The sequence below is a fragment of the Clostridium tagluense genome (assembly GCF_003865095.1).
GTDB classification, from domain to species: Bacteria; Bacillota; Clostridia; order Clostridiales; family Clostridiaceae; genus Clostridium_AD; species Clostridium_AD tagluense.
On record NZ_BHYK01000012.1, the window covers coordinates 1 to 13302 of the forward strand.

The 13302-nt window shown below is 30.3% G+C and carries 13 protein-coding genes; 4 read left to right on the forward strand and 9 right to left on the reverse strand.

Annotated features, from left to right (window positions below; genetic code table 11):
- Nucleotides 1–172 precede the first annotated feature (172 nt).
- The 5 genes from Ctaglu_RS11920 to Ctaglu_RS11940 form a co-directional block, all read right to left on the reverse strand.
- On the reverse strand, nt 173–1333 hold the full coding sequence (locus tag Ctaglu_RS11920; RefSeq protein ID WP_125001891.1) for an amidohydrolase: 1161 nt from the start codon (nt 1331–1333) through the stop codon (nt 173–175).
- A 277-nt stretch (nt 1334–1610) separates the two neighbouring features.
- Nucleotides 1611–1790: an asparagine synthase gene (locus Ctaglu_RS11925; RefSeq protein ID WP_125001894.1), complete on the reverse strand. Its 180-nt coding sequence runs from the start codon at nt 1788–1790 to the stop codon at nt 1611–1613.
- A 100-nt stretch (nt 1791–1890) separates the two neighbouring features.
- Nucleotides 1891–2937 carry an anti-sigma-I factor RsgI family protein gene (locus tag Ctaglu_RS11930; protein WP_125001897.1) on the reverse strand — a complete coding sequence of 349 codons (1047 nt, stop codon included), beginning with the start codon at nt 2935–2937 and terminating at the stop codon, nt 1891–1893.
- Nucleotides 2930–3679 (reverse strand): sigma factor, encoded by a 750-nt coding sequence (locus tag Ctaglu_RS11935; protein WP_125001900.1) that lies wholly within the window; start codon nt 3677–3679, stop codon nt 2930–2932. The genes Ctaglu_RS11930 and Ctaglu_RS11935 overlap by 8 nt, the downstream gene beginning before the upstream one ends.
- Nucleotides 3680–3992: 313 nt before the next feature.
- A complete protein-coding gene (locus Ctaglu_RS11940; RefSeq protein ID WP_125001903.1) occupies nt 3993–4238 on the reverse strand; it encodes a hypothetical protein in 246 nt (81 codons plus the stop codon).
- Nucleotides 4239–4705: 467 nt separating this feature from the next.
- On the opposite strand from Ctaglu_RS11940, the gene Ctaglu_RS11945 reads away from it, so the two are divergent.
- Nucleotides 4706–5986: a L,D-transpeptidase family protein gene (locus Ctaglu_RS11945; RefSeq protein ID WP_125001906.1), complete on the forward strand. Its 1281-nt coding sequence runs from the start codon at nt 4706–4708 to the stop codon at nt 5984–5986.
- A gap of 111 nt (nt 5987–6097) precedes the next feature.
- Here the strand turns inward: Ctaglu_RS11945 and Ctaglu_RS11950 are convergent, their stop codons facing one another.
- A complete protein-coding gene (locus Ctaglu_RS11950) occupies nt 6098–6511 on the reverse strand; it encodes a hypothetical protein (RefSeq protein ID WP_125001909.1) in 414 nt (137 codons plus the stop codon).
- Between the two features lie 380 nt (nt 6512–6891).
- On the opposite strand from Ctaglu_RS11950, the gene Ctaglu_RS11955 reads away from it, so the two are divergent.
- The 3 genes from Ctaglu_RS11955 to Ctaglu_RS11965 are packed head-to-tail and all read left to right on the forward strand — an operon-like array spanning nt 6892 to nt 10408.
- Nucleotides 6892–7602 carry a class I SAM-dependent methyltransferase gene (locus Ctaglu_RS11955; RefSeq protein WP_125001912.1) on the forward strand — a complete coding sequence of 237 codons (711 nt, stop codon included), beginning with the start codon at nt 6892–6894 and terminating at the stop codon, nt 7600–7602.
- Nucleotides 7603–7655: 53 nt separating this feature from the next.
- Nucleotides 7656–9041, forward strand: a complete 1386-nt coding sequence (locus tag Ctaglu_RS11960; protein ID WP_125001915.1) for a TldD/PmbA family protein — start codon at nt 7656–7658, stop codon at nt 9039–9041.
- Between the two features lie 11 nt (nt 9042–9052).
- A complete protein-coding gene (locus Ctaglu_RS11965; protein ID WP_125001919.1) occupies nt 9053–10408 on the forward strand; it encodes a TldD/PmbA family protein in 1356 nt (451 codons plus the stop codon).
- A gap of 51 nt (nt 10409–10459) precedes the next feature.
- Here the strand turns inward: Ctaglu_RS11965 and Ctaglu_RS11970 are convergent, their stop codons facing one another.
- The 3 genes from Ctaglu_RS11970 to Ctaglu_RS11980 form a co-directional block, all read right to left on the reverse strand.
- On the reverse strand, nt 10460–11014 hold the full coding sequence (locus Ctaglu_RS11970; protein ID WP_125001922.1) for a hemerythrin domain-containing protein: 555 nt from the start codon (nt 11012–11014) through the stop codon (nt 10460–10462).
- A 192-nt stretch (nt 11015–11206) separates the two neighbouring features.
- Nucleotides 11207–12649 carry an MDR family MFS transporter gene (locus tag Ctaglu_RS11975; RefSeq protein ID WP_125001924.1) on the reverse strand — a complete coding sequence of 481 codons (1443 nt, stop codon included), beginning with the start codon at nt 12647–12649 and terminating at the stop codon, nt 11207–11209.
- A gap of 82 nt (nt 12650–12731) precedes the next feature.
- The gene (locus Ctaglu_RS11980) at nt 12732–13301 is read right to left on the reverse strand and encodes a TetR/AcrR family transcriptional regulator (RefSeq protein WP_125001926.1); all 570 of its coding nucleotides are present in this window, start codon (nt 13299–13301) and stop codon (nt 12732–12734) included.
- Nucleotide 13302: the final 1 nt, after the last annotated feature.

A 13302-nucleotide genomic window follows, 5' to 3' on the forward strand; every position in this document is an offset into this window, starting at 1 on the left:
CCTGCATCGTGTAGGCTTGTTTGCTATGCCTATTTTTATTCCTAACTGCTCTCTGAACATAAAATTTATAGCCTTATAATGACTCTATACAAAATCAAGTTTTACATGTTACTTTCCGTGACTACTCAAATAAAAAGGCTGCTAACATAATTATTATGTTAACAGCCTTTACTTATTTGTTTTTAATAATTTTACCATTAACCATTACAAATTCTACTTTACTTCTTAAATCAAAGGGATGTCCACTATATATAATAATATCTGCATCTTTTCCAAGTTCTAAGCTTCCAACTTTGCTTTGGATACCAAGTATTTCTGCAGCGTTTATAGTAATTGCCTTAAGAGCCTCTTCTTCATCCATACCCTCTCTTGCAGCAATACCTGCGCATACTGGAAGATATTGAAGGGGAATAACAGGGTGATCTGTCATTATAGCTACTTTTATGCCAGCTTTTGAAAGGATTCCCGGGGTTTCAAAAGTTAGATTTTGAAGTTCTACTTTTGACCTATTAGACAATGTTGGGCCTAAGATTATACCCTTTTGAATGCCTTCTTTTAAATAATCTACAATTAAGTGACCTTCAGTGCAATGGTCAAGGGTTATATCTATATCAAACTCCTTGGCGATTCGAAGGGCAGTAAGTATATCATCAGCTCTATGAGCATGAGCTTTTAGAGGGATTTCTTTTTTTATAACCTTTGCTAGTGCCTCCATTTTCATGTCAAATTCAGGTACCTTATCAGGGGTTTCTAAGGCTTTATTTTGTTTTTCTATATACATTTTTGCTTTAAAAAGATTTTCCCTGAGGATTGCAGCGGTGCCCATTCGTGTGCTTGGAGATTTTTTGAGGGAGTGATATACTCTTTTAGGGTTTTCGCCAAAAGCTACTTTCATAGCAAGACAATCATTTACGATCATATCATCAATTCTATCTCCATAGGTTTTAATAACTGCAAACTGTCCACCAATAACATTAGCACTACCTGGACCAGTTGCAACTGTTGTTATTCCAGCTTCTAGTGCATCTTTAAAACATATGTCCCTAGGGTTAATTGCGTCGATTGCTCTTAAATGAGGAGTAACAGGATCAACGGCCTCATTACCATCAGCACCTTCGAAGCCCATTCCATCTTCCCACATTCCTAGATGACAGTGAGCATCAATCATTCCTGGCATAACAAATTTACCTTTAGCATCAATGATTTCTGCATTACCGGGTGGCCTTACGTCATTTCCAATAGCAATAATTTTACCATGATCAACTAAAATCATTCCATTTTGGAAATTATCATTAGCCATTGTATGTATATTGGCGTTTTTAATTAAAATCATATAAAAGCCTCCTTAATTTTCAGTGGTTTTATAGCAAATAAGATGAAAGAAAATATTTTGCTACAATAATATTTACATAATGAAAATATTATACTAAAGATATTATAACATATTTTTCTAAATACTATTAAAGACAAAGTTTCAAAAGATAAATAGAAAAAACTGATTAGAAAGTGAAATTTCTAATCAGTTTTTTCTATTCTAAAATATTTTGTTTGAAAGTTAGAAAGTTTTTCATATTGAAGGTATGCATAAGCAAACCTTATTCAAAGTTAAGTTATCTTCTATGCTCTACAAGATCAATGGCTCCTAGCACTATGTGGGCTAGGCCAAATCCAATAACACCTGCTTCAATCATAGGAAGCATATTTTTCTTTTTCATATTATTTCTTGAAAATGATGCACCAGCAGCAGTTACAACTGTACCTAACATAGTTGGAATTAATCCTTCACGCATATTAAAAGCCTCCCTTTTAATTTTATATTATTATCTTTTACAAATGTGAGATTTTTAATACTACAAAATATATAGAATATATGTTTTATATTTCTAGTGATTAATCCTTAAAATCTTTAAGGAATTTATTCAGTGCATTGTCTGTTTTTTGATGATTTTCATAACTATTAGAACGCTTATGGTCACTGTCTTTTTTTTTCATTTGAAATGAATTATTCTTGGAATTGTTATCATCATACATTTTCACACTTTTAATTTTCTTATTCTGTAAGTTGGTTTTAACTTTATTTGGATTAATATTTTTTTTTGTATTTGATGAATTATTATAATTTTTGTTTTCAGATTTATCATCCTCTTTAATTTTATCCTCGTTATTTTTAATTGCTTTGTCACTGTTTTTAACTTTTTCTTTAATTTGTGAGGATTTATCATTTACTTTATTAGTATTAATGTCTGCTAAAGATTCTTTTTGAAGATGTTTCTTGGCATTCTCATTTTTACTAACGGACTCTTTTTTGTGACTATTCTCATTCAAAGTAGAAATATCTATTTTTTTATTATTAACTGTAATATCTACTTTTTTATTATTCCTTGAAGAAGAATTAATTATAATATTTAGATTATTACTATCTATAATATTTTTAAAATTAGAAATATCTATAGAGTTATCTTTATTACCTTTGATATCAACAGTAATATTTTTTTTATCATTTATATATTCAGCGTTTATAAAATTTTCAGCCTTAGCTTCTTTAACTAAAAGCTCAAGACCGCTATCTATAGACTTGTTATTTAACACAATATTATTAAGTAGTGTTGAGCCAGCTGAATTTAATCCTTTAGAACTAATAATTTTATTCCATCTGTTAGCTTTAAGAGAGATAGAAGGATTAATATTAAGAACTATATCTGTAACTGGAGTATAGTAGCCGTAAGCAACCACGCTAGAAATAAGTAGAAACATTAATGAAGCAGCAGTTATGGCATATTTATAGTGAAATAAATTTTTCTTGTATAATTCTCCTGTATGAATTTGACCTACCATAGGTAATACTTTACCCATTTTTATATATACAAACTCTCCACTTGAGGTCATAATCCCAACTTTTTTATTAACTATACACATTACAATACCTGTTTTAATCATTTAGTTCACCCTCTTTTATATTTAGGTAGGATTTTAAATACACATATTCTGGATTTATAAGTATCAATATTAAAGAAATTATATATATACGCCATTTTTCAATTAATTTTCTATTTGAGGCAGCTAATATTATTATTTCTTTAGTTGGAAGCCTTCTTTTGGTTTTTAAATGATTAAGCACTGATTCTTCTCTAGCGCATAAAAAAGCAAGGTTTAATAGATTATTTCTAGTATCCTTGTGAGAAGGAGATAAATTAATAAGAGAATCAAAATTGATTTTGTACTTTAATAACTCCTTTGAAAATAACTTTATTTCATCAGCCCTAAATTCATTCTCAATTTGAATTTCAAAATTGTTAATAGAATTTTTCCCGTCTATGTAATCCACGTTGCCATTATTGTTATCAAAGATTAGATTGGGAGAGTTTTTATTTTTTCTGAAAAAATCTATAAGTGCATTTTTAATGATGATTTTAACGAAACCATAAAAATTTCCTTTAGTTTCATCATATTTGTCACAGGCCATGTTAAAAGCCATAAGTGAAATACTAAGCTCTTCATCATTTTCCCAAATTAGATGCCTTTTGCAGATTTTACTTGTAGTTGAATAAATAAAACCTTTGTTAGCTCCAATAAAATTGCTGCGATTTTCGGGAAGTAAAGCATCTATATTAAAACTCTGTTCTTCATCTAAACCAGAGATTGTTTTTTTATTTTTATGAAAAAGAAGTTTTAAGTTCATTTGTCCACCCCTTATATTCTTTATACGTAAATACGACTAATTTTAAGAGGGAAAAGAAACATAAATATATTTTTCAAAGAAATATAAAATGCAATTCAAAAAAATCAAAAACCCTCTAATAAATAATAACATGTTTCGTATATATAGGGGAAATGAAGAATATGGGATAATAATTAATAATTGCTATTTACATAAGATAAATATGAGGAGAAATTAACATAAAAAACAATGATAAAAAAACAAAAGAAGAAATAGAGCAGAAATCAAGTGAAACTATAGTAGAAAATAAAATGACGGGGAGTTCCCCCGTCATTTATTTATTATTAATCCCTGCAACAAAATTTAATTCCCGAGCTGCAGCTAAAACCTGTTCCTTATCCACAGTACAAGTAGCAGTGGAAAGACCATATTTTTCTAGGATGCTAGTTATTTCTTCATGAGTAATATCCGTAGATGGAGATTCTCCTTGTATTCGTAAATCTAAGTCATTATTATCACGTTTAAAAGAAACAAAATATTCACCTGCATCATTTTTGTCCAGTATAAAACCTTTAGCCATTATTATGCCCCCTCTTTACACAGATAATACAATTATAGTATAATGCACAACTAATTAATTATCAAAGCATTTTATTTGCACAATAAAATGTATTAAACAAAATAATATGTAAAAGATAATAGATGTAATGTTTAAGTTAAGAAAAATTTAGGAGGGGAAATTATGCCAAAAAAAGGAATGAGTAGACCTCAAGTTCAACCTAAAGGTGATAATAATAAGAAAATGAAGGGTGACGATGCAAAAAGAGTTCCTGAAGTAGGAAAATAAAAAACATTAAAAAGCTGCTTATTTTATAGGCAGCTTTTTATTATTATAAAGATATAGGCCTATATTTTATAGCTGTAATGTAAAAAAATTAAACTTATTGAATATTAATGAATTTATTTATTGTTTTTAAATGGACAATAGGGTAAAATCTACATGTATGAGATAATAAAATAATATTTTTATATTTTAGGGGGATTTTAGTGAAGAGAGTTTGTAAAAAGATTTTTTTTGGATTGATTTTTATGGTTTTTATAATGAGCAAGTCTTTTAATGTTCTAGCAGTTAATTTACAAGATGAACAAAAGGTTACAAAGGATAAAATTTGGACAATAACTTTCAATTATTCTATTTTATCTGATGAACTAGCCCATGACAATATTACTGTAATAAATGATCAAGGGCAAAAGATGAATGTAATTCTAGAGCTTAGTGAAGATAAGAAAAAGGTTATAATAAAACCACCTATTGATGGGTATGTAGAAGGTGGAAAATACCAATTAAACATAGGTGATAAATTACAGTCAATTGAAGGTAAACCACTAACCAAAGCTCACAGTATTATGTTTGTCATAGAAAAACCTGTGTCTATATTAAAAGTAAATAATATCAACTTATCTATAAAACAGGGACAAGCATATATTCCTCAAAAAAAAGTAACAGTAGATTTAAGTAATGGTATACGTCAAGATAAGGATGTTATTTGGGATAGCAGTAGTGTAGATACAACTAAAGTAGGAATACATACTTTAAAAGGAAAAGTTGAAGGATATGAATCAGAAGTAATTTTAACTTTAACAATTTTAAAAATTGAAGTTAATTATAATGACCTGGTAAAAGCATCACCAGTAATTGCCACCATATCAAGGGATTCAGATTTATATGCGCAAATGTCCACTAAATCTAATAGACTTGCTTTGGCAAAAAAAGGAGTCAAGGTAGAGGTTATTAAAGACAGTGGATATAAATGGTATTATATAAAGACCAATGTAGGGAAATATGGCTGGGTAGAAGCAGATAGTTTAATAATACCTAATGATCCGAAAACTAACACAGTTAGGCTTTCAACAGCACAACTAGAGGGCTATGTAAATGTTAAAAGCTTTAAAAGTAACACTAAATATTTCATGTGGGTAGATCTTAATCGTCAAATTGTTAACGTATTTCAAGGAACAGAGGGAAAGTACAAGCTTTTAAAAACTATGAGTTGTGCAACAGGAAGAAATATTTCTCCTACAGTGAGAGGTACTTTTGCTATTCAAAATAGAGGGGCTTGGTTTTTTAAAGGTAGTAGTGGAGCGAAGAATTGGGTGGCATGGAATGAACAATATTTATTCCATTCTATAATTATGGACGCCAATGGAAATGTAAAAGATTATACTTTAGGGAAAAGAGCCTCTGCTGGATGCATAAGATTATCAATAAATGATAGTAAATGGGTGTATGATAATATGCCTAATGGCACAACTGTATGGGTTAATTAATCATTATAAAGGTAAATCAGTGTACAGTAATATTTTTTAAATTGGCTTTAAATTAATTAAACACCATGTTGATTATCTCAACATGGTGTTTAATTAATTTAAAGCTGTTCCTTATTCATATAAACCAAAGCCAGTAATAACTAGTGTATCCCAATCAGTTTCTTCATTTTTAACCCAATTGTATTCAATACATAGCTGTTTTAACCAAGCATTAAGGCCACTACTTTTTTTACTGGCATTTGGAGCCTGTCTTCCAAAACTTTCTTTTATGGTTTCAAGTAATTCTATTTGATCGTCTTTTACCATCTCTTTATCTAACATTTCTTCTATAACATCGCAACATTCTTCATAACATTTTTTATCCTCAGCATACAATTCATCTGCCAGTAGCTGCCTTTTGTTATTTAAGGTATCTCGGACAACATTAATTTCTTCTAAATTTGATAAGTACTTTTTAGCTATATTCATAGCTGCAATATCATTATCTATTCTAATTATTGCTCTTTCTAATTTTGCATTTCTCATTTTAATCTTCTCACTTTACATTTTTTATTTAGTCATTAATTTAGGCATCTTTAAAAAAATAACTAGTAAGCGTGCCTGTTATTTTTTTAAAGATGCCTAATGACAATAAATCAATTATATCATTAAATTTACTATGATACAAAGCTTAGCTTACGATTTATGCAATTTCAATTCTTTATTTACTATTAAAAGATGAGTTAAAGCTGTATATCTGAACATGAAAAAAATAATATTGGAAAATATTGAAATATTATAAGAAAAAGTATAATATTAGAAGTACGATATACTATTAACAATTTTATTTATAGTAATGTATATAGAAAATGCTAGATAACACTTGATAATTATTATCTAAGCCAAACACAAGGGAGAGGAATGACATGGAAAAATTAAAGGGCGTCTTGAATAATATTTATGGATGCAAAGTTTTAGATGTAGGCACGGGTCGAGGAGAATTTATTGATTTACTTAAAGAAAATTTAAAGGATTATACAGAGATAATAGGTATAGATATGAATGCTATTACCTTAGAAAAGGCAATAGAGAGATTTAAAGATGAAAATATAGACTTTATAAAAATGGATGCAGAAAATTTGAATTTTGAGGATAACACTTTTGATACAGTATGTATTTCAAATGCTATACACCATCTCCCAAATATACAAAAAGTTCTTAATGAAATGAAAAGAGTTTTAAAACCAGGTGGATATTTTCTGCTTCTAGAAATGTTTTGCGATAATCAAAATGAAACGCAACTTACCTATGTGTATTTCCATCACTTTATTGCAGAAATTCAGACTTTGATCGGAGGATATCATAATAAAACACTAAAAAAGCAAGAAATATTAGATATTGCTAATAGTTTAACGCTAGAAAAATTAATCTATTTTGAATGTAATTATGAAGAAGATAATCCAATGAGCGATGAGGAATTAAAAGGTATGCATAAAGCTGTAGATGATTATGTTGAGAAAACTAAAGATTTTCCCCAATATGAAAGTTATAAGAATCAGGGACAAATTATTAAAGAAAGACTTTTAAATATAGGGGTGTCCCTTGCTACAGAATTATTTATTATGGGGAATAAATAATTAAAGGAATCCAAACATATAATTGAAAATTTAAATAACAGGGGTGATATAACATGTTATCAAAAATATTAATCGAGGAAGTATTAAGCAAGGCTTTATGTACAGGAGGGGATTTTTCAGAAATATTTTTAGAAGACACTGTAAAAAATAATATATCAATGGTTGATGGAAGAGTAGATAATTCTGTATCTGGAAGAGAGTTTGGAATAGGTATTAGGATATTTAAAGGCCTTAATAGTGTATATGCATATACAAATGATGCAAGTCGAGAATCCTTATTAGAAACAGCGTGCAAAGCTGCTCAAGCCGTAGGAAGTATTAACAATGATATATGTATAGATATAAACTTAACAGAAAGAATATGTTCAAACATTCATCCTATTTTATATGTTCCATCCACTGTTAGCAACTTAAAAAAGGTAGTGGAAATGAAAAAAGCCTATACTGCAGCTAAAAATTATAGCAGTGAAATAGCCCAAGTAACCATAAATTATGTAGATGTGGACCAAAAGGTTTTAATAGCAAATAGTGAAGGCTTATTAACTAATGATAGAAGAATAAGGACAAGAGCATTTATAGAAGCAGTAGCTAGTAATGGATTAGAAAACCAAATGGGTTACCAAGGGCCAGGAAGGAAAATGGGCTTTGAAATGTTTGATGCTATTAATATTGAAGAAATAGCAAGACAAGCTAGTAAAACAGCTGTTACTATGTTACATGCACCGATTTGTCCAGCAGGGAAAATGCCTGTAGTAATAGATAATGCATTTGGCGGAGTTATATTCCATGAAGCATGTGGTCATGCTCTAGAAGCTGCAGCTGTAGCAAAAGGCAACTCGGTATTTGCAGGTAAATTAGGAGAGAAGATTGCATCAGACAAGGTAACTGCAATTGATGATGGTATTATGCCAAACTTATGGGGTTCAATAAATATTGACGATGAAGGAACTCCAGCTAAAAGGAATGTGTTAATCAAAAATGGTATTTTAAAAGGATATATGATAGACAAATTAAATAGTAGAAGAATGAATATGGAGATTACAGGAAGTAGTAGACGCGAATCCTATAAATTTGCACCAACTTCAAGAATGACTAATACATTTATTGCTCCAGGAAATGATGATGAAAATGATATTATAGCCACCACGCAACAGGGCTTATATGCAAAACAAATGGGTGGAGGTTCAGTAAATCCTGTAACAGGAGAATTTAATTTTGCAGTAGTGGAGGGATATTTAATTAAAAATGGTAAGATAGATACCCCAGTAAGGGGAGCTACCTTGATAGGAAAAGGAGCGGATATATTATTCAATATTGATATGGTAGGGAAAAATTTACAACATGGTCAGGGAATGTGCGGCGCATCAAGCGGAAATGTACCAACAAATGTAGGACAGCCTATGATTAGAGTATCAGAGATTACAGTAGGTGGAAGATAGGAGGAATTTATATGACATTAAATGAATTTGTAAAAAAAATATTTAAAAGGGCGAAAGAAGCTTGCTTTAGTGAGTATGAAATATATTATGAATCAGGAGAAAGCTTAGATATAGAAATATTTAAAAAGGAAGTAGATAAATATAGTTTGAATAAAACTATGGGTATAAGCTTTAGAGGTATTTATGAAGGCAAAATGGGATATTCATACACAGAAATTATGGATGATCAGGCAATAGAATTATTAATAGAAAAAGCAAAGTCAAATGCCCAAATTATTGAGAATGAAGAGAAAGAAATTATTTTTGAAGGCAGTAACAAATATGAAGATTTTAATGGATATAATGAGGAGATTAACAGCATATCACCTGAAGATAAGATAAAACTCGCAATGGCGCTTGAAGGTGAGGCTTACAAATGCAGTGAGTATGTTAAAAATACCGGGGAATGTTCTTTAGGAACAACAGAAAATGAAAGAAGAATAATAAATTCAAAAGGATTGGACATTAGCACTAAAGTTAATGGTATATATGGATTCATGGAACCTGTTGTTACGAAGGAGGGAAAGACTAATAATTCCTATGCATATAAATTCACAAACGATATGAGTGAATTTGATATAAAAAAAATTGCAAGAGAAAGTGTGGATGAGTCTTTAGCTTATTTTGATGCAGAATCAGTGAAAACAGGTAAATATAGAGTGATGTTTAAAAATTCAGTATCTGCGGAATTTCTTCAAACTTTTGAAGGGATATTTAGCGCTGATAATACTCAAAAAGGCTTATCACTATTAAAAGGTAAAGTAGGAGAAACTATTGCTTCTGAGAGTTTAACAATAGTTGATAATCCATTTTTAAAAGGGAGTCTATGTTGTACACCTTTTGATGCAGAAGGGGTAGCCACATATTGTAAGAACATAGTAGAAAAAGGGAAGCTAAAAACATTACTTCATAATCTTAAGACGGCTATAGTGGAGGACGCAGTGAGTACAGGAAATGCTTCAAAAGCATCCTTCACGTCTCTTATAAAAGTTGCGCCTACAACCTTATATATTGAAAAAGGAATAAAATCCTATGAAGATATGATTAGAGCTTTGGACAATGGAATTATAATAACGGAGGTACAGGGAACTCATTCAGGAGCCAATCCTATATCAGGAGATTTCTCACTAGCAGCTAAAGGATTTTTAGTAGAAAGTGGTAAAATAATAAGACCAGTTGAGCAGATAACTATAGCTGGTAACTATTTTGAAGTTATGAAAGATACTTTGGAGGTTGGATGTGACTTTAAACTTGGAATACCAAGGTCGGGATCTTGTTTTGGTAGCCCTTGCGTTTTAATAAGGGAAATTTCAGTTGCAGGTCTTTAGATATAAGTAGAAGGCAATTGTGGACAGTTTACAGCTGTCCACAATTGCCTTCTAATCTAGTTTAGATTCTAATTCACTTAAAATTTTAATATATCTATCTTGTAGGTTATTTTTTGTAGCCTCAGTTTCTACGGTAAAGCATAGAGTATCTATTTCTTCTAATTGCTCTTTACTTAAACTTTTTTGTGCGAAAGTATAAATGGCGGTATCTTCCTTGTCGATATGCCTATTAAGTAAATCAGTGTAAGCTATAGCATTAGCTATTATATCTACTCTTGAGTCATTATCACCAGCTTTGAATTTAGCTAAGGCTGATTCTAGATTGCTCATAAAAAGTCTTCCCAAATCATGTTCAACTAACATGCCCATAATAGGACCATTCGCTATTCTCTCACCTAAAACTTCACTCATTTTTTTAAAAAGAATAACCTCTTCTTTATTATGATGGTGTTTATCTGCAAAATTTCTTACAAAATCAATAACAATATTAAAGTCATTATAATCCACTTCTTCATTGTTAAGTACTTTAATAGAGAATTTTCGAACCACAACTAACATTCTTTTTATAAGTTTATGTTCTTCCATCATTAATTCTATAGCATTCATAATACTTCCTCCTAAAATTAATATTTCATCAATTTAATAACCCTAGTTTTATTTTTATAAGAAAAATATAAGTATGTATATTTTAGTTTAACCAGAAACATATATTATATAAACATTTGAAAATTGATAATTATTATTAATCAATAATATATCATACAAAATTCTGAAAGTAAATGCTACTGGTTATATATTTTAATTTCCTTGATTTTTAACATCACGCCTTAAAAATAAGGACAGTATAAAACCAATTATAATGACTATAACTGCAGCTTTCGTGGAATAACGGAAACCACTATATAGTGCTTGTACCTCAAATTCAGCAGTGTTTCCGATACTTATATTATTTAAAAAATTGTTCTGACCTGCCGTCGTAAGACCGACAAATAGTGTGGATCCAATTGCTGCGGCTATCTGAATTGCTGTGTTTGTAATAGCAACTCCATCCGCTTGTTGCTCACTTGATAATTGATTAAGTGCGTTTGTTTGGCTAGGAGAGAGTGATAGAGCAACTCCAAGACATACAAAAGAATATAATATGGCAATTGTTTTTATAGATGTGGAGACTCCAATATGTGATAATAACCACATAAAAATACATATTATAAATAAGCCAACAGGTATTAGTACTTTGCCTCCAAACTTATCAAAAATTTTGCCTGCTATGGGTGTGATTAAGCAGTCAATTACTGCGGCTGGAAGTAAAACAAGGGCCGCGGTTAAGGAAGAAGTATTTAAACCATTCTGTAATACCAGTGGCAGTAGCATATTCATGGAGAACTGTATCATCTGTGCAATTATAAGAAGTGTTATACACAGTGTGAATATGGGTTGCTTAAAAACACGTAGTTCTAACATTGGTTGTTTTAAGGATAATTGACGTTTAGTAAAGAAAATTAATGCTATTATTCCAAAAGCAAAGGAAATAGTAATAGTTAAATTGTTACCATTTGAATCATTTATAGAACTTATACCATAGATGGTTCCAGCAAAGCCTATTGTTGATAGCGCAATAGACAAGTAATCAATTTTAGGCTTTGTTATTACAGAAACATTCTCTAAAAACATTGCGCCAGTAATTATTGATATAAGAGATAAGGGAATCAACATTATAAATAAGAATTGCCAATTTAAAAACTGTAATATTGTACCAGAAACTATTGGACCTAATGCTGGACCAACTAAAATTGCGCAGACACATAAACCCATTGCTGAACCACGCTTCTCTGGAGGATTTATTACTAAAGCGGTATTCATCATTATAGGTATTAGCATTCCTGTTCCTGTGGCTTGTATCATTCTTGAAATAAGTAGGGCGGGGAAAGAAGTAGAGAAGACAGCCAATATTGTTCCTACTAAGAATAATATCATTGCACTTAAAAATAGCGGCTTTGTATTGAAGCTATGAATAAGAAAAGCTGTGATTGGTATAAGAATACCAACTACTAGCACATAACCAGTAGCAAGCCATTGTATTGTAGTAGCAGTTACATGCATTTCCGCCATAAGCGAAGGGAATGCTACATTTAACAGCGTCTCATTAAATAAGGATAAAAAGCCCCCAAATAGCAGCACAGCCATCATAGCTTTTACATTATATTTCTTATCTTCTTGAAAATTATTTTTTTTAAATTCCATAAATTACATTCTCCTTTTTAAAATTAGACCAGTCTACATATTTTAAAAAATAATTCCTACATAAAATATGTACTATAAGAATTTAATTGTTTAATAATAGTTCTATTTGCTTACTTACCACTAAAAGTGCTGAAACATCTCTTTTGGTTACAGATACAGTAATTGCACCTTCAATCATTAAATTGATAACCATACCTAACTCTTCAGCTTTTTCTTTATTAAACCCACTTTCAATTAACTTTTCTGTGTATATATTTTCCATAACTATAATAGCTTTTTTACACGCCTCCCTTAGTTGCTCACTTAAGAGATGTGTTTCTAAAGATAACAAGCTAATGGAAATATCCTGAAGCCCATCTTCACTATTCAATTCTTCTATTATGGTTTTTATATTGTATTGCATAGCTTTGACTGGATTTGAAAATTTACACAATGCAGTTCTTATACTTTTTGCTATAGCTTCACTTGCCAGTTTTATAGCTTCTACAGCTAGCTCTTCTTTGCCATTTGGGAAATAGTAATATAAGGAGCCTTTAGGTGAAGCACTTTCTTTTAAAATTTCATTTAAGCCTGTGGCATTATAACCTTTAAGCTGAAAAAGCCTAGAGGCGGCGGTAAGTATTTTTTCTCTTGAATCAGTTTTATTATTCATT